At 66.5% G+C, this 15,547-nt stretch carries 17 protein-coding genes; 10 read left to right on the top strand and 7 right to left on the bottom strand.

Annotated elements, in window-relative coordinates; all coding sequences use genetic code 11:
* Window positions 1-23: 23 nt before the first annotated feature.
* Together BH95_RS13640 and BH95_RS13635 are read right to left on the bottom strand one after the other, a co-directional pair.
* The gene (locus tag BH95_RS13640; RefSeq protein WP_037182728.1) at window positions 24-1,646 is read right to left on the bottom strand and encodes a GMC oxidoreductase; all 1,623 of its coding nucleotides are present in this window, start codon (window positions 1,644-1,646) and stop codon (window positions 24-26) included.
* Between the two features lie 130 nt (window positions 1,647-1,776).
* On the bottom strand, window positions 1,777-2,142 hold the full coding sequence (locus tag BH95_RS13635) for a VOC family protein (RefSeq protein ID WP_026347865.1): 366 nt from the start codon (window positions 2,140-2,142) through the stop codon (window positions 1,777-1,779).
* 98 nt (window positions 2,143-2,240) lie between these two features.
* Here BH95_RS13635 and BH95_RS13630 point away from each other — a divergent pair, with 98 nt between their 5' ends.
* Window positions 2,241-3,209, top strand: coding sequence for an MsnO8 family LLM class oxidoreductase (locus tag BH95_RS13630; RefSeq protein ID WP_244165150.1), 969 nt, complete (start codon window positions 2,241-2,243; stop codon window positions 3,207-3,209).
* 100 nt (window positions 3,210-3,309) lie between these two features.
* Window positions 3,310-3,513, top strand: a complete 204-nt coding sequence (locus BH95_RS13625) for a hypothetical protein (protein ID WP_037105667.1) — start codon at window positions 3,310-3,312, stop codon at window positions 3,511-3,513.
* Window positions 3,514-3,519: 6 nt separating this feature from the next.
* On the opposite strand, the gene BH95_RS13620 is transcribed toward BH95_RS13625, so the two are convergent.
* Complete coding sequence (locus BH95_RS13620; protein ID WP_037141067.1) at window positions 3,520-4,011, bottom strand: SixA phosphatase family protein; 492 nt, start codon at window positions 4,009-4,011, stop codon at window positions 3,520-3,522.
* Window positions 4,012-4,109: 98 nt separating this feature from the next.
* Between BH95_RS13620 and BH95_RS13615 the strand changes: the two genes are divergently transcribed.
* The 7 genes from BH95_RS13615 to BH95_RS13585 all read left to right on the top strand — a co-directional run bounded on the left by BH95_RS13615 (window position 4,110) and on the right by BH95_RS13585 (window position 11,453).
* Window positions 4,110-5,807 carry a hypothetical protein gene (locus BH95_RS13615; protein WP_208601172.1) on the top strand — a complete coding sequence of 566 codons (1,698 nt, stop codon included), beginning with the start codon at window positions 4,110-4,112 and terminating at the stop codon, window positions 5,805-5,807.
* A gap of 142 nt (window positions 5,808-5,949) precedes the next feature.
* Complete coding sequence (locus BH95_RS13610) at window positions 5,950-6,480, top strand: biotin transporter BioY (protein ID WP_019665527.1); 531 nt, start codon at window positions 5,950-5,952, stop codon at window positions 6,478-6,480.
* On the top strand, window positions 6,477-7,625 hold the full coding sequence (locus BH95_RS13605; protein WP_037182723.1) for an AMP-binding protein: 1,149 nt from the start codon (window positions 6,477-6,479) through the stop codon (window positions 7,623-7,625). The genes BH95_RS13610 and BH95_RS13605 overlap by 4 nt, the downstream gene beginning before the upstream one ends.
* Window positions 7,622-8,755: a thiolase family protein gene (locus BH95_RS13600; RefSeq protein WP_037182722.1), complete on the top strand. Its 1,134-nt coding sequence runs from the start codon at window positions 7,622-7,624 to the stop codon at window positions 8,753-8,755. Before BH95_RS13605 ends, BH95_RS13600 begins: the two co-directional genes overlap by 4 nt.
* Window positions 8,752-9,432, top strand: coding sequence for an energy-coupling factor ABC transporter ATP-binding protein (locus BH95_RS13595; protein ID WP_019665524.1), 681 nt, complete (start codon window positions 8,752-8,754; stop codon window positions 9,430-9,432). Before BH95_RS13600 ends, BH95_RS13595 begins: the two co-directional genes overlap by 4 nt.
* Window positions 9,429-10,028: an energy-coupling factor transporter transmembrane component T family protein gene (locus BH95_RS13590; protein WP_037141077.1), complete on the top strand. Its 600-nt coding sequence runs from the start codon at window positions 9,429-9,431 to the stop codon at window positions 10,026-10,028. Before BH95_RS13595 ends, BH95_RS13590 begins: the two co-directional genes overlap by 4 nt.
* Window positions 10,029-10,043: 15 nt before the next feature.
* Window positions 10,044-11,453, top strand: a complete 1,410-nt coding sequence (locus BH95_RS13585; RefSeq protein WP_037182719.1) for an AMP-binding protein — start codon at window positions 10,044-10,046, stop codon at window positions 11,451-11,453.
* Here BH95_RS13585 and BH95_RS13580 read toward each other — a convergent pair.
* Window positions 11,366-12,160 (bottom strand): acyl-[acyl-carrier-protein] thioesterase, encoded by a 795-nt coding sequence (locus BH95_RS13580; RefSeq protein WP_019665521.1) that lies wholly within the window; start codon window positions 12,158-12,160, stop codon window positions 11,366-11,368. The genes BH95_RS13585 and BH95_RS13580 overlap by 88 nt on opposite strands.
* A 28-nt stretch (window positions 12,161-12,188) precedes the next feature.
* Window positions 12,189-13,622, bottom strand: a complete 1,434-nt coding sequence (locus BH95_RS13575; RefSeq protein ID WP_019665520.1) for a C40 family peptidase — start codon at window positions 13,620-13,622, stop codon at window positions 12,189-12,191.
* 208 nt (window positions 13,623-13,830) lie between these two features.
* Here BH95_RS13575 and BH95_RS13570 point away from each other — a divergent pair, with 208 nt between their 5' ends.
* Entirely contained in the window at window positions 13,831-14,226 is a 396-nt protein-coding gene (locus tag BH95_RS13570) for a RidA family protein (RefSeq protein ID WP_037182717.1), read from the top strand.
* Here the strand turns inward: BH95_RS13570 and BH95_RS13565 are convergent.
* Together BH95_RS13565 and BH95_RS13560 are read right to left on the bottom strand one after the other, a co-directional pair.
* Complete coding sequence (locus tag BH95_RS13565) at window positions 14,223-14,792, bottom strand: vitamin K epoxide reductase family protein (protein ID WP_019665518.1); 570 nt, start codon at window positions 14,790-14,792, stop codon at window positions 14,223-14,225. The genes BH95_RS13570 and BH95_RS13565 overlap by 4 nt on opposite strands.
* A gap of 4 nt (window positions 14,793-14,796) precedes the next feature.
* A complete protein-coding gene (locus BH95_RS13560) occupies window positions 14,797-15,534 on the bottom strand; it encodes a DsbA family protein (RefSeq protein ID WP_037182714.1) in 738 nt (245 codons plus the stop codon).
* Between the last annotated feature and the right edge of the window lie 13 nt (window positions 15,535-15,547).

Genomic DNA, 15,547 nt, shown 5'->3' with positions numbered 1-15,547 from the left:
GCGGCACGGGCGGCGGAGCCGCTCTACCGCCCGTCGGCGATGATCCGGGCGATGTTGCGCTCGGCCAACGCCGTGATGGTCAGCGAAGGGTTGGCGGCGCCCGTGCTGCCCGGGATGAGGGCGCCGTCGACGACGTACACGCCGTCGTGTCCCTTGACGCGGCCGTAGGAGTCGGTGACGTCGCCGATGACTGCGCCGCCGAGGGGGTGGGCGGTGAAGGTGTCGTCGACATCGCGGGTGAACGGCTCGGCGGAGACGACGGTGCCGCCTGCTTCGGCCATCCGGTTCTGTACTGCGCGTAGTGCTTCCACGGTGTCTCGGCTGCCGCCCTTGGGCCAGGACAGTGACATCGAGTCGGTGGCCGAGTTGTAACTGAAGTTGGCGCGCAGCGGGTCGATCGTCATCCCGAGGGATCCGATGAACCCGAGATCCCACGGGACTCCGGGCACGTACCAGTTCTCGACGGTCAGGGGTAGGCCGGAATCGTCGACGATGCGTGACGCGCACGGCGCGGCCTGGGGGACTCCGGCCGCGGGGCCCAGAGATCGGGTCATGGAGGCGTCGCCGTTGGTCCCCCACCCGCGTCCGACGAATTCGTTGAGGTTACCCAGTGCGCCGGTGGCCTGTGCGCGCAGCAACAGTTCGGTGGTGCCGATGGATCCGGCGCCGAGTACCAGCTTGTCGCATGTCAGGGTGCGCGTTTCGAGTACGTTGCCCTCGGGATCGACTCGGCGTACCTCGACGCGGTATCGGCCACCGGATTCGGTGCCGATGGACGCGACCTCGTGGCTGTGAGCGACGAGTGCATTGCCGGTGGCTTCGGCCTGCGGGATGTAGTTCTGGGTGAGGTCGTGCTTGGCGCCGTTGGAGTTGCCGAAGGTGCTGGCGCCGACGGTTGCCGACGGGCGGGATCGGCCGGCGATCTCGTCGCGGACGACGTTCCAGTTCCAGTTGCCGTCGACGGCCTCGGGAGTGAAGCCTGCTCGTCGGGCATGGTCGTCCCATGTGCGCGAGTGCGCGAAGTTGGGACTGCCCAGGATGTCGGCAGGGATCGGCGACGGCAGCAGCATCGACCGGGCTTTCGGGTACCAGGTGCCTGCCATCTCGTCGTAGGATAGGCGTCCACCGAAGGACATGTCGAAGAATCGGCGATCCGGTGCGATGGTGACGCCGGTGTAGACGACGGAACCTCCGCCGACTGCGGCGGCGCGCCAGACCGACAGGTTCTCGAAGCGAGTGGTGTCGAGGACACCACCGAAGTGATCGACGGGCCCGACGGGTAGTCCGGTGATGTTGGTGAACGAGCTCTGACGCCACAGGCCGCGTCCGTCGGCGGTCATGTCGGAGGTGAAGATGTCCCGCCACGGGTCACGCGGCCACCGCAGGCCACGTTCGAGGACGGTGACCTCGGTGCCGGACTGGGCGAGGCGCAGCGCCGCAGCACTGGCGCCGAAGCCGGATCCGATCACGATGACGGGGGAGTGGTCCGGTGGGCGAGGGGGGTCGGCGAAGAGTTCGGGAACGAGGCCACGGATGGACCCGACCCCGATGGGAATGGCACCGGCTCGACCTGCCGAGGCGAGCGGCGGTACTGCCAATCCGGCGATTCCAGCTGCCGCCAGTTGCAGCAGTTGACGTCGCTTCACGTGTGTAGCCCCCTGCAGTTCTTAAACCCTGTCCGTCCCGACCACCGGCCATTGTTCCTCATTCGGACACCGAAAAGCGACCGGATGTCCGTGACCTTGGGATATTTCCAGATCGGCCGTGCCGGGGGCCTCAATACTGTGGCAGCTGCTGGACGGCCCACTTGTTTCCGTCGGGGTCCGCGAAGAACACGAACTTGCCCCAGCCCATGTCGACGACGGGGTCGATGTCGAGTCCGGCGTCGATGAGGTGTGCTCGAGCTTCCTCCGCGTCGGCGACGACCACCTGGAGTCCTTCGACGCTGCCGGGGGCGGCGTCGGTGATGCCGCGTCCGACGGCGATGGAGCAGGCGGATCCCGGGGGAGTCAGCTGCACGAACCTGATGTCCTCGGTGGGACTCGAGTCGTGATCGGCGTTGAATCCGATCTTCACGTAGAAGTCCTTCGCGCGGTCGACGTCGGAGACGGGAATGATGACGAGTTCGAGTTTGATGTCCATGCCGATCATTCTGAACCCGATCGCGGACAGAAACGGTCCTCTTCGGTGACTGAAATCCCGTACGAAATATGCCCGACGCGATACTGGTTGGCGTGAGTGTGCGCGTCTCCGTTCTCGATCGTTCTCGAACCCGTCTGGGGTCGCCGGACGCTGCTGCGCTGACGGCGACGATCGAACGTGCTGTCCACGCGGAGCAGCTCGGCTTCCACCGATTCTGGGTCGCTGAGCACCACGGTGTCCCCGGTATCGCGAGCGGAGCTCCTCCGGTGCTGCTCGCGGCGATCGGTGCCAGGACGTCGACCATTCGCCTCGGGTCGGGCGGGGTGATGCTGCCCAACCATCAGCCGTTCGTCGTGGCCGAGCAGTTCGCGATGCTCGAGGCGTTGTATCCAGGACGTGTCGACGCCGGGGTCGGGCGTTCGTTGGGATTCACCGGTCCCGTGCGCGATGCGCTTCGCACCGGCGCCGCGGATACGTTCGAGGACGATCTGGACGAGCTACGGCGGTATCTCGACGGGTCGGGCCCGGTGACGGTGCGGCCGGCGACGGTGGCACCCCCGCTGTTCGTACTCGCAACGGGTCAAGGTCTGGCGATCGCGGCTCGTGCCGGGTTGCCGGTGGTGGTGGGTGGACCGATCCTGAAGGGTGACGCGTCGGCGATCGAGGTGTACCGACGTCGCTTCCAGCCGACCGAGTCCAATCCCGAACCGACAGTGGTTGTTTCGCTGGACATCACCATCGCCGACAGTGCCGAGCGGGCGCGTGAACTGGTGCTGCCCGAGGCATGGGCCATGGCGCAGTCCCGGCGGACCGGAGAATTCCCACCGTTGATGTCGCCGTCGGACATCGATGTGGATTCGGCGCCGCCACGGACGCGAGAGCGCATCGAGCGGTCCATCGCGACAGGTGTCCACGGAACTCCGGACGAGGTTGCGTCCCAGCTGGACAAGCTGATCGACCGGACGGGCGCCGACGAGATCCTCGCGTCGACGTCGACGTACGACAGGGATGCACTGTGGCAGGCCGACGCGGCGCTGATCCACCTGGTGCGTTCGCTGTCCCGCTAGGTCTTTCTGTGCTGCGGCGGCGCACAGCCGATGCGCGCTACTGTGGAGAACACGGCATAACGGACTCGCCTCGGACGTCCGCGACACAGGGAGGTTCCCCATGGCTGGCAAGAAGATCGATCGCGTTCATGCGCAGACGGCACTCGAGACGGTTCGCGAGAACCCGGGCATCGCCCTGATCGCCGCAGCGCCTGCCCTCGTGGTGTTCGCCGTGGTGTGGTGGCTCGCCGGTTTCGGTACCGCGCTGCTGTTGTTGATTGCTCTCGGCGTCGTCGGTTTCGTGGCCGCCAAGCTCAAGAGCTGACGCGCGCTAGCGGGGAACGTGGTACCGGGTCAATACCCCGGTACCACGGCCGATCTCGGCCCACGACGTGTCGAATGTCAGAACGGCGATCGCCGACGTCGGGAACTTCCTGCCGATCTCGATAGCGGCTTCGGACCCGTCGGCTTCGGCCAATTCCAGTGCCGTGAACGGGATCCCGGGGGCATGCCCGACGACGAGGAGTGTGTGCACTGCGTCGTCGGTCAGAGCGATCTCGTCGATGATCTCGTCTGGTGACGCGCCGTAGATGCGCTCCTCGAAGGTCACGGGGGCCTCGATTCCCGTCGCGACGAGGGTCTCGCGGGTGCGGGTGGCCGTCGAACACAGGATTGCGTCGACCGTGCCGACGTCCGAGATTATCCACTGGCCACCGAGCGCCGCTTCACGCTCTCCTCGCTCGGCGAGCGGACGATCGTGGTCGGGAACACCGTCGGGGTAGCCGGACTTGCCGTGTCGCATCAGGACGAGGGTGCGCGTCATGGATACCACCGTATCGGCCCGCGCGAGCCGCGCTCGGTCTACATTGTCACTCGATCAGGGGTGGATCGTGTCGAGGGGGGAATCTCGTGCGTAGTTCGGTGACGACAGTTGTTGCTGCGGTTCTGCTGGTTGTCGTAGGCAGTCCGGCGGGAGCGGTGCCTGGGGTGTCGGGCGCCGAGCGCAGGAGCGAGACGCCGGTGGTGTCGAGTTCGCCCGTCACGGAGGTGGAGGCGTCGGTGGTCTCGGTGTTCGCGCCGCTGCCGCCCGACGCGTTGCCTCATCCACCGGAGTGCGACACCCTGTCCTATCTGCGGTGGAAGTCCGTCGACGGCCCCACCGAATCCGCCGACGCCGACCGCATCCTCGTCGCTCAGCCCGGCATCTTCGAGGGCGCGAGCGCGTTCGAGTCGGTCGCCGGAAACACCGTGTCGGCTGCCGCCGCGCAAGGATCGTACGTCGAGTTCTGGGCGCTCGATCGTCGGTCGAACTGCCTGGAGGATCACACCGGTACCCGGGCGGCGCTGGCAACCGGCAACCTCGAGACGGCCACCGATTACTACTACGGTGGCGCGGAGATCGACGGCCGAACCTTCGACGGTTTCGCGGACGGTGACCGCACTGCGTGGTTGTCGAATCAAGGCATCGAGCAGACAGTGCGTGACCAGTACGATCTGTTGCGCTTCGAACTGCCGGATCAGAAGCTTCGTAAAGAGAAAGTGTTGTGTGGTGGCCACTCGCTCGGCGGGTTCGTCACCGGGTACTTCGCCGAATGGGACTTCGACGGAAATCCTGAAACACTCGACGACGCCGGCTACAACCAGTGCGGCGGCTACTTCGCCCTCGACACCATCGTCAAGGCCGGCACCCCGCCACTTGTTCGCGGAATCCCGGATCTCGATCTGCCTGCGGCTGTTGCCGATCCGATTGCGGATCTCACAGGCCTCGTGGACAGTGCGCTTCCGGTTCTCGCGCTGCCCGCCGTCATCAATCCCGAGACCACCAATTTGCTCGCGATGGCCGGAGTAGCGGCGAGGCTGGACCCGGGCGGTGTGAACGATCTGGTGAACGTGTTGCCGAACAACGTCAACATCGACGCGACATTGAGGGCGCTGCTGTCGAAGGACGCACTCATGGCAACCACCGGGAATCCGTCGGTACGCACGTTGTACGCCACGAACGACGCTGTCCTGGGTGCGTTGCTCGACGACAATTCACAGCCGTTCGGCTTCCTGCAGGCCAGTGTCGGGTTCATCGGTGCACAACCTGTGGTCGACAAAGCATTTCCGACGTTGCCGGGAATGGAGAACCTGCCGGTGGTCGGGAGTGCACTCGGTGACGCGAAGAAGGCGGCCCCTGCGCTCTACGGCGACCCGAACACCGTGTACACCTGGAACGATTACGACTCGCTCGACAGCTCGCCGCAGACCGCGCGTTACACCGATTCCAGCAGCGAGGTCACGTCGATTTCACAGCTGGCGCGCAGTCTCGCCGAGCCGCCGCTCGACTTCACCGAGTGGTACTTTCCCACGAAATTGAGCACAGACCTGGCGCAGTCGAGTTCGACGGCCATTCGCGAGCATCGCCTGCACCGTGACGGAGTGCACCGCAATCCAATCCTCACTCTGCAGGGGACCGGCGGGATCGAGCTCCCTCCCTCCGGTCACCCTGGCGACCGTCCGATCGTTGTGCAGGGGTACAACCACCTCGACGTGCTGACGGCTGCACGCACCCAGAACAACGGGCTGCCGGAGGTGGTCAGCACCGAACTCGCACGGTTCGCTGCGAACCCGTCGTAGGGACGCGCGTGTCGCCACCCTCGTCGACCTGCTACCTTGAACGCCGTTCAAGTTTGCATCACGAGGAGTGGTCATGTCAGGTTCCGAAGGCGTACAGGAGTCACCGGTGGCGGGTTCGAGGTTTCACGTCTCCGCGAGAGACATGGCGCAGGTCGCCGTGTTCGCTGCGCTCATCGCAGCTCTCGGACTCGCCGGGGCCATCACGGTCGGCTTCAGTGGTGTTCCGATCACGCTGCAGACCCTCGGTGTCATCCTGGCGGGCGCCGTTCTCGGACCACGCAAAGGCGTCATCGCGGTAGCAGTGTTCATCGCGTTGACCCTGATCGGGCTGCCGCTGCTCTCGGGCGGACGCACCGGGCTCACCGCGCTGGCAGGGCCGAGCGCCGGCTACCTCGTCGGCTGGATACCTGCCGTCTTCGTGATCGGGTTGCTGACCGTACGGATCCTGCCGAAGTACCCCGTCGTGCTCGGACTGCTCGCCAACGCGATCGGCGGCATCGTCGTCGTCTACATCTTCGGGACCATCGGCTTGCTGCTGCGCACGGACCTGAGTGTGTGGGCCGCCGTCTCCACCAACTTCGCCTTCGTGCCCGGTGACCTCGTCAAGGTCGTCATCGCCACCGTCGTCGCGAAGAGTGTTCACCGGGCGTACCCGGGCATCGTCCACACGTGAAGTTGCCGCACGCCGCGGACGCTCTTGCGATCGACTGGGCAGGCACCCGGCTGACCTACGCGGAGTTCGACGCCGCGGTCGACGCCTGGCCCGCACCTCGTCTTCACGAACACTCGGCACACGACGCGTCGGAACTCGCTGTTCCCGATGCGTTGATCTGCGTGTTCGCGGCAGCCAGGCAGGGCCGAGCGGTGCACGTCGAGGACCCTGCAGCCAGGCCCGATCGACAGTCCGTGCCTGCGGACGCCTGGTTGCTGATCGGCACGTCCGGGTCGACGGGTAGGCCTCGGCCGCTTGCTCGCACCGTGCGGTCCTGGACGGACAGCTTCGACGAGTTCACCTCCATCACCGGTATCGACGGGTCCGACCGGGTGCTCGTCACCGGTCCGTTGCACGCGACAATGCACTTGTTCGCCGCCGTCCACGCCCTGTGGGTCGGTGCGTGCGTCACCGACGATCCGCGTGGCGCGACGGTCGCTCACGCAGTGCCCGCGGTCCTCCGAACTCTCGTCGAGACCGCCCCGGAACTGCGCCTCGCAGTCGTAGCAGGCACGACTTTCGATTCCGGGGCAGCCGAGGGCTGGAGTGGAGCCGGCAGGAACGACCGATTCGATCGACGACATCTCCGTGTGGTCGAGTACTACGGGGCGGCCGAACTGTCGCTCGTCGCTACCCGCGTGGTCCCGGAGCCGCTGCGGTTGCTTCCAGGTGTGGACGCGGAGATCCGCGACGGCCTGCTGTACGTCAGGTCGCCGTACCGCGTTCTCGGTGCCGACGAATGGGTCGGCGTCGGGGACCTGGCCGATCTCGGGTCGGACGGCGAACTCGTCGTTCACGGCCGAGGGGACGCCGCCGTCGACGTCGGTGGCACGACGGTCATCGCCGAGGACGTCGAAAGACTGCTCGACGCGATCGACGGAGTGCGCGCGTCGGCGGTCGTCGGGACACCACATACGGTCCTCGGGGCGACGGTGACTGCCGTCCTCGAACTGGACGACCCGGTCGTCCTCGATTCCGTCAAGGCCCGTGCTCGCGCCGCACTCCAGAAGGAAGCAGTCCCGAGGCGATGGGTCGTCGTCGACCGTCTACCTCGCACCGGCAGCGGAAAGATCGCCCGCGCCCGAGTGAGAGACTCGTTGCCATGAGTCGGTCTGCATACAAGGCTGCTGCGCCGGTCCTCGTGGCCCCACGTCGAACACCGATCGGCAACGCCGGCCACGGATTCTCCCGGCTGACCACGACGGATCTCGCGGCACCGGTCCTCACCGCAGTGCTCGAGACGCTGCGCGACGCCGGGGCACCGGACCAGGTGGACGACGTCGTCCTCGGCAACTGCCTCGGCCCCGGCGGCGACCCCGCACGAATCGCATCCCTGGCCGCCGGGCTCGGCGTCGACGTGCCCGGCGTGACCGTGGACCGGCAGTGCGGTTCCGGCCTCGACGCGGTCGCACTCGCCGCCGCCCGAATCCGCAGCGGCGAGGACGACCTGATCCTGGCCGGCGGCGTCGAATCCGCCAGCACCGCACCGTGGAGACTCTGGCCGGAGACGCGCGAGCGCTACACCCGTGCCCCGTTTGCTCCTCCCGGTTTCCCCGACCCCGACATGGGAGTCGCGGCGGACGATCTCGCCAGGATTCGAGGGATCAGCCGAGAACGTCAGGACGCCTATGCGGCACGTTCGCATGCGCTGGCCGCGCAGACGGAGTTCTCGTCCGAGATCGTTCCGATAGCAGGCGTCGACCGCGATCAACGAATTCGATCGAACATGACCGAGGCCAGGTTGAGCCGACTCCGTCCGGCATTCACGCCGGACGGCACCGCGACCGCGGGCAACTCGTGCGGAATCTCCGACGGCGCAGCCGTTCTCGCCGTGACGACGCAGGCGGGTGCACACGGCTTACCGGCGCTGCGTGTGCTCGGATCCGCGGTGGCGGGGTCGGATCCGTCGCTGCCCGGTCTCGGCCCGGTTCCCGCCATCGAGAAAGTGTTGCGCCGTAGCGGAGTTGCGCTGTCCGATGTCGGGGTCGTCGAGATCACCGAGGCGTTCGCATCCGTCGTACTCGCAGTCGCCGACGAACTGGACATCGACGAGGATCTGCTGTGCCCGCAGGGCGGTGCCATTGCGATGGGGCACCCGTGGGGTGCGTCGGGCGCAATCCTGCTCGTGCGGTTGGCGACTCGGATGTTCGCGTCGGACGGGCCGGAACTGGGATTGGCCGCGTGCGCCATCGGCGGCGGCCAGGGAGTAGCAATGATCGTGGAGCGTGTGCAATGAGCGAGATCGTGTTCGAGCAGGTCCGTCACGCCTTCGGTGAGCGAGAAGTGTTGCGGGGCGTCGATCTCACCATCACCGAGCGCCGTGTGGGCATCATCGGGTCCAACGGATCCGGCAAGTCGACGCTGGCGCGGACGATCAACGGGTTGCTCGCGCCGACGTCCGGGACAGTGACCGTCGACGGCATCGACGCAGCGAAGAAGGGCGCCCAGGTCCGTAAGAAGGTGGGGTTCGTCTTCACCGACCCGGACACGCAGATCGTCATGCCCACGGTCGCGGAGGATCTCGCGTTCTCGCTCCGCAGATCGGGACTGAGCAAGCCCGAGATCGCCGAGCGAGTCCAGGACATACTGACGAGGTTCCGCCTCGACGGACACGCCGAGCATCCCGCGCATCTACTGTCCGGCGGTCAGAAACAGCTCCTGGCAATCGGAGCCGTCCTGATCCGCAGGCCGGAGGTCGTCGTCGCCGACGAGCCGACCACTCTGCTCGATCTCCGCAACGCCCGAGTCGTCGCCGACGCGTTGGACTCCATCGACCAACAGGTCATCGTCGTCACTCACCAGCTCGCTCTTCTCGAGTCGTTCGAGCGCGTCATTGTCGTCGACGACGGTGTTGTTGCGTTCGACGGCACCCCCGACGCGGCGGTTCCGGCGTATCGGGAGTTGGTCCTGTGATCGGGCTGTACCGGCCGGGGAACTCTCTGCTGCATCGGTTGCCTGCGGGTCCCAAGCTGCTGCTCCTGCTGGCGTCGATCATCCTCGCCACGATCTTCGCGCGCACCCCCGTGCACGTCGGGGTGATCGCACTCGTCGTGGCCGGGTTGTTCGTCGTGGCACGTATTCCGCTGAAACTTGCTGCGGCGCAGCTACGTCCCGTGCTGTGGATGGTGCTGATCATCGGTGTCTTCCAGGTGATCATCACCGACTGGAAACGCGCGGTGGTGGTGTGCGGAGTGCTCGTGATCTCCGTTGCCCTCGCTGCACTCGTCACGTTGACGACCCGAGTGACGGACATGCTGGACACCGTCACTCGCGCGCTCGGACCACTTCGGCGGTTCGGTGTCGACCCCGACCGCATCGGTCTGATGCTCGCCCTCGCCATCAGGTGCATCCCGGTGCTGGCCACCATCGTGCACGAGGTGTCCGAGGCGCGCAAAGCGCGCGGATTGCAGTGGTCCATGACTGCACTCGCCACGCCCGTCCTGGTTCGCGCACTCCGCACCGCCGACGCGATGGGCGATGCCCTCGTCGCTCGTGGCGTCGACGATTAGCGGGGCGATCAGCGCGTGAGCCCGCTACTCACCGACCGCATCGCCGGTCACGCACGCGAGAATCCCGAGGCGATCGCCGTCGTCGACCGTCGGGAATCGGTGACGTACGGCGATTTCTGGGAACGGGTCCGCCGCACCGGTGCCGGGATGAACGGCATGCGACGCGTCGCGGTTCTTCCGACGTCGGACGTCGGCTCGCTCGTCGCGGTGACCGCGGCGATGGCGTCGGGAATCGGTGTGGTGTTGTTGCACAGGCACTTGCTGCCCGGTCAGTTCGGCAGGGTCGTCGAGCTCGCCGCCCCGGACGTGGTGATCGCTGCGCAGCAACAGCATCGACGGGTGGCATCGCTCGGCTGGCCCGGCCCGGTCGTCGGTCTGGACGGGCGGGGGCCGCACGGGAGTCCCACCGAGGGCGGTGAACTCCTGGTCGGGATCACGTCGGGAAGCACCGGTGAGCCCAAGCTCTTCGTACGGAACCAGCGTTCGTGGGCCAGGACGCTGGACCGCAGCGACGCCGTGTTCGACGTTCGGCGGGGAGATCGCGTGTCGACGCCGGGGGTGCTGGACCACACGCATTTCCTGTACGGCGCGCTGCACGGGCTGACACGGGGTGCGGCCGTCGACGTCCGGCCCGTGGTCGACGCACTGAACAGTGGCGCGACGCATCTCTATTCGGTGCCGACGATCGCGTGGGACGTCGTACGCGCCGATGTCGGCCCGGTAGGGAGTGTGCGTGAAGTGCTCTCCAGTGCGGCCCGCTGGCCGGAGTCGGGGCGTCGAACGCTGCAGAACGTGCTGCCGAACGCGTCGCTCGTTCACTTCTACGGCGCCTCGGAGCTGAGCTTCGTGTCCTACGATCGCGGCGTGAATCCCGGTGCGGGCACACTGTTCGACGGTGTCGAGGCGCGGATCGTCGACGGTGTCGTTCACGTGCGCAGTGACATGGTGTTCGACGGGTACCTGACCGACGGGGGACTCGCAGGCGGACCGGTCGACGGCTGGATGACGGTGGGAGACAGAGGAAGTGTGGACGGGTCGTCGCTGACTCTGTTCGGTCGTGATTCCGAGACGCTGATCCGGGGAGGGCTCAATGTCGAGCTCGCGCCGATCGAGCATGCAGCCCTGAGCATCTCCGGTGTTCTCGAAGCGGGAGTCGTTGCGATTCCCGACGCACGATTCGGTGAGGTACCCGCGCTCGCACTCGTCGTGAGCGCGGGCGCACCGCCCGTCGAGCGCATCCGTCGGTCGTTGCGTGAGGCCCTGCCCGCCCCCAGTGTGCCGACGCGGATCCTCGTGGTGCCCGCCCTGCCCCGCACACCGCGCGGCAAGCTGGACCGTCAGGCCCTCGGGGCGACCTTCGCGACGGAGCGCACCGCATCGTCGACGACGAACCACACGGTGAGCGCGCCGCCCTCGAAGCGGTGACGAATGGTCACGTGGTCGCCCGCCAGAATGGGGGAGAGATACTCGATGACGGCCCGGTGCGGGGCGTGCAACAGATCGGCGTGATCGACCAACAGTTCCTCGACGGCGTGCCAGTACGCGGCGTTGTTGACGTGGTTGAACGGGTCGATGTCGGTGGCGCGCAAGGGAAACTGCACGTCGGTGTGCGCGGGTGACGGCACCGGCTCGGTCAGCCAGGCCTTCCACCGCAACCGATGCTCGTCGGTGGTGCGTGCCAGCAGGGCCAAGGCCTCGTCGCTGATCCGGGTGGGCATACCGGTACTGGCACTGATGTTGATCCAGAATCCCTCGGTCTCGATGGACGCGCCCTTGTCGGTGGTGATGTTCACGCGCATGTTCGACCACCTCGTCGACATCGACGAGCACCACCGTCTCATGTGCACTCGGTCCGGGAACTCGACCGGGGTGTGCACGTCGATGACCGTGCGCCGCACGATCCAGAACGGGTCCGTGACGCCGAGCGAGGTGGCATCGAGATTGTCCGACCCGATGTCCTGCAGGTAGCGGGCCATACCGTCGAACCGCAGGCGGTTGTTCGGGTCGACGTCTCCGGTGCGGACGGTCCAGTTGGTCTCGAAGCCCTCGCCGTCGGCCGGCGCCGGAGCAAGAGGGTCGTCGAAGCCGACAGGTTCGGGGCTCCGCTGCGTTGCGCTGGTTCCGTCGGTCATGGTGAACGAACCTACCCGGCCGAGCGTGTCACAGGACCCGGCGCGCCTTCATTCCGTCGAACACCGGCCCGATCTTGACGACGTCGCCGAAGGTGGGCGCGTGCACCATCTGCCCGTTGCCGACGTAAATTGCGACGTGCCCGGGACCACCCGCCTGCCAGTTGCCGAACAGCAGGTCGCCGGGCTGAGCCAGCCCGAGCGGGATTTCCGTGCCGACGTTCCACTGCGTCTCCGACGTCCGCGGGAGGGTCACCTTGCCGCCGGACGCCTTGAAGATGGCGTAGGACGTCAGACCGGAGCAGTCGAACCCGCCGCCCGACGGTCCGTTGATGTTGCCGCCGCCCCACACGTACGGCAGACCGAGATAGTTCATGGCGGACCGTACGGCGTTCGCGCCTGCACCGGCGATGTCCAGGGCGGAGAACGGGTTCAGTATCGCGGAGAACTGCATTTCCGTCGCCCGGATCTTCGCGACGTACGGCTTCGTCTGGTTCTCGTAATCCGGTGTACCGGAGGGCATTCCGCCGGAACGAAGGACTGCGCCCGCACCCGCGTTGTACCCGGCGATGGTCAAGTCGAGGGTGTCACCACTGACCCTGCCCTCGGACTTCCATTGCGAGACCTGACTGTGGATGTCGCACAACATGTTTCCCGACGCCATCACCGAATCCGCGATTCCGTTGATGTCGGCCACACCGTCACCGTCGGCGTCCTTGCCGTAGGTCGCCCACGTTCCCGGCATGAACTGCCCGGGGCCACGTGCCCCACTCGAGGACACCGGGGCCGTCGGACCGTGCCGGAACCCGTTCTCCGCGGCGTACAGCGCGGCAATGACGGGTGCCCCCACGCCGTCGCAGATGGCCCCGGCCTTCATGAGCCAGGGAACGAACGCGGTGATCGCACCGATAGGCGACGCGGACACTCCGGTGAACGTGGCGGGTACCCCGGGGAACAGCGCACGCCGAAGTGCCTCGGCGGCGGGCATGAACGCAGTCTGGGACACCAGATCGCCCAGTGAATACGTCGACGTACCGAACTGCAGGGCGCCGCTCGCGCTCGGTATCAGGGCTCCGAGCGATGTGATGGGCGAGCTCGTCACCGAGGCGACGGGCACCTGCGCCAGAGGCGGTGTGGGCGGTGCGTCCGTCGCGGCGCCCCCGTCCGCCGGTTCGGTCTCCTCGGTCTTTTCGGTGTCCGGCTCGTCCGGAAGCATCGGGTCGGCCGCGGATTCGATCGCGGCCGCGGCATCGTCGAGCATGGCGGAGGCGTCGTCGCGCTGATCGTCGGGAAGGGCCCCGAGAAGGTCGTCGAGTTGCTGTTGCAGACCGGGTGCGGCGTTCTCCGCGGATTCGGCGACGCCCGCAGCTCCGTCCTGGATCGGTGGGGGAAGGTCGGTCCCTGCTGCCGCCCCTGCTGCGGACACGATGACGGCCACGATGACTGCGATCGGATCGCCTGCCATGTAACAACTCCTGGTGCTGTGCGTCTCTCCCCAAAATGCTTCCATGCCCACTCATCCCCGCGTGAGGTGGCTCACATCATCATGCCCTGCGACGGCGCTCCGTGGTTCGGAATGCGCGGACGCAACCTACGCGTCGCATCTTCCATTGCGGCATCGGTGCGTAGGTTGGCGGTGCGTAGGTTGGCGGTGCGGACGAGAGGAGAAACGAATGGACAAGCGAGTGGTGTCACCCGTGAGCGTGTGGGATCCCGGCGCTCAGTTGTTGTCTCAGTGTGTTGCGGTGGAGAACGCGTCGACGACGCTGTATCTGTCGGGCCAGACGGCGATCACGGCGGACGGTCAGTTCGCGGGAATCGGGGATGTCGAGGCGCAGATTCGTCTGGCGTTCGAGAACATTCGCCTGATCGTCGATGCAGCCGGTGGAGCCTTGGAGAACGTGGTCAAGCTGACCGTTTACTTCGTCGACATGGCACACCTCGACACCTACACCGCGGTTCTCGGTGAGTTGTTTCCCGCGACCAGGCCCGCTCAGACCGTCGTCGAAATCGTTCGGCTTGCGATGCCGGAGTTGCTGATCGAGATCGACGCCGTCGCGGCCCTTTAGACGAGCGTCGACCAGTAGTCCGAGAACCTGATGCCGACGAGGGCGATCACCACGGCGTACCACAGCGCGAGGATCGTCCAACGCCATTCGAGCAGCAGCCTCGGGACGGTGCCTGCGCGCTCGCGGTCGACGAGTTGGGACAGCGTGACGACGAATATCGGCATCGTGACTGCCCAGACGACCATGCAGTAGGGGCACAGTGCGCCGATCTCGTAGAGGCTCTGGTCGATCAACCAGTGGATGAACACCTCGCCGAGCAGGGTGCCCAGCGACAGTCCGAGCCAGTACCAGTGCGGTAGTGCGACCTTCGCGAGGGTCAGGATTCCGGTGACGAGTACCACCGTGAAGGCGACGATCCCGATGATGGGATTGGGAAACCCGAACAGTGCGGCCTGATCGGTGGTCATCACCGAACCGCACGACAACACCGGATTCAAGCTGCACGACGGCACGTAGGACGAATCCTCGAGCAGTTTGAATCGTTCGATCGTCAGGGTCAGTGCCGCGAGGAGTCCGAGTACGCCGCCGACCGTGAGGACCCAGGCGGTGACCTTGCTGGTGGGCACTGCTCTACTGTGCCGCGGTGATCGCGGCCCGCAGGTTGTCCGGCGTCGGGACGTCGACGACGGTGCCGTTGACCGAGACGGTCGGGGTCCCGGTGACGCCGGAGTCGATGACGTTCTGCGTCCGGCTGGCGACGTAATCGGTGTAGGTGCCGTCGGTGATGCAGCTGCCGACGTCGACCTGAAGTGTCCGGGCGATTCCGTTCAGGTCGTCGTCGCTGAGGCCTGCGCCGCCCTCGGCGGGCTGCTGCTCGAACATGGCCTTGTGCCATGCAGGCCACTTGGAGATGTCGGCCTGCGCGACGCACATGCCCGCATTGGCTGCGCGCGTCGAGTAGTTCGTCGACGACATTCGGTCCAGGATTGCGATCGGCTTGTAGTCGACGGCAATGGTGTTGTCGGCCACGAGCTCGGAGAGGGTGTCGCCGGAGATCGCCTCGAACTGCTTGCAGGCTGGACACTGGAAATCCTCGACGGCGGTGACGACGACGGAGGCATTCGGGTCACCGATGCGGATCGCACCGTCCTCGGTGACGACCGACGGCGTGGCAGCCGGGGTTGCGGTGGTGTCGTCGGAATTCTTCGACGCGATGTTGAAGCCGATGACGGCGATCAGCGCCACGAGAACGACGGCGACGCCGACCTGGATCAGGGTGCGGCGCTGTTTGTCCTTCTTGCCCTGCAGTGCCGCCGCAGCTGCCTGTGCCTTCTTCTTGCTGTTGTTGCTCGCCCTGTCTTTGCTCACCGATATCCCTCGT

The sequence above is a fragment of the Rhodococcoides fascians A44A genome, from assembly GCF_000760735.1.
In the GTDB taxonomy this organism is placed as follows: domain Bacteria; phylum Actinomycetota; class Actinomycetes; order Mycobacteriales; family Mycobacteriaceae; genus Rhodococcoides; species Rhodococcoides fascians_E.
The sequence above is the reverse complement of the archived record's forward strand: the minus strand, read 5'-3'. Positions and strand labels throughout refer to the sequence as shown.